The organism is Bacteroides sp. ET225 (genome assembly GCF_024733745.1).
Taxonomy (GTDB): Bacteria; Bacteroidota; Bacteroidia; order Bacteroidales; family Bacteroidaceae; genus Phocaeicola; species Phocaeicola excrementipullorum.
Map to the genome: position 1 here is coordinate 1 of NZ_JANRHN010000090.1, position 901 is coordinate 901.

The following is a 901-nucleotide window of genomic DNA, read 5'->3' on the forward strand; positions in this document are numbered from 1 at the left end:
AGAAACTGTTTTGAATTGATTCAAGAATAATGTTATAAGCATCTTCAGATCTCAAATCAGTCGGTCAATTGGAAAAATGTTATATCTTTAAAGGTACCAAACAATAAAGTTATGACACAGTATCCAACCGACCTGACTGAAAAACAGTGGCAAGTTATAAAAAATATTTTAGAGCCGCAAGCGAGGAACCGAAAACATCCGCTTAAAGAGATAATGAATGCCATCCTTTATATCAACAAGACCGGCTGCCAATGGCGTATGCTTCCTTCTGACCTCGCCCCTTGGCAAACCGTCTATTACTACTTCCGCAAGTGGAAGCTTGAAGGTGTGTTTGAAGAGGTGATGGATGCCTTGCACTCCCTTATCCGTAAACAGGCGGGACGGGAGGAAAGTCCCAGTCTTGGCATCATGGATTCCAGAAGCGTAAAGACCTCCCATCATGTTGATTCTGACCGTGGTATAGACGGGAACAGGAAAATCAAAGGACGTAAAGAGCACATCATTGTCGATACGCTTGGCCTTCCGTTAGCCGTCGCAATCCATGAAGCCAACCTGCATGACAGCAAGGGCGCCCCACAAGCCATAGAGAAACTCGCTTATAAATTTCCGCGCTTGGTGAAAATCCTGGCGGACGGAGGCTATAGGGGAGATTTGGCTGATTGGGTCAAGAAGAAATTCGGATGGATATTGGAGGTCGTACTCAGACCGGACGAATGTCCATCCAAATTTCAAGTACTGCCCAAACGCTGGATTGTGGAACGCTCTTTCTCATGGCTGGAAAACTTCAGAAGGCTGACCATCGATTATGAATTCCTTGCTGAAACCGCAGAAGCTATGGTACAGATTGCATTCATCCAAATCATGCTTAACAAATTTATCGAATGAAATCAAAACAGCTTCT

The 901-nt window shown here is 44.4% G+C and carries 1 protein-coding gene; it reads left to right on the top strand.

The genetic code is table 11. From position 1 onward, the window contains the following. Positions 1-111: 111 nt before the first annotated feature. Positions 112-885, top strand: coding sequence for an IS5 family transposase (locus NW212_RS15220; RefSeq protein WP_258339458.1), 774 nt, complete (start codon positions 112-114; stop codon positions 883-885). The last annotated feature ends 16 nt before the right edge of the window (positions 886-901 follow it).

Bases quoted from the DNA above. Each gene is read 5' to 3' on its own strand.
- NW212_RS15220 (WP_258339458.1), top strand. From the start codon at position 112: ATGACACAGTATCCAACCGACCTGACTGAAAAACAGTGGCAAGTTATA.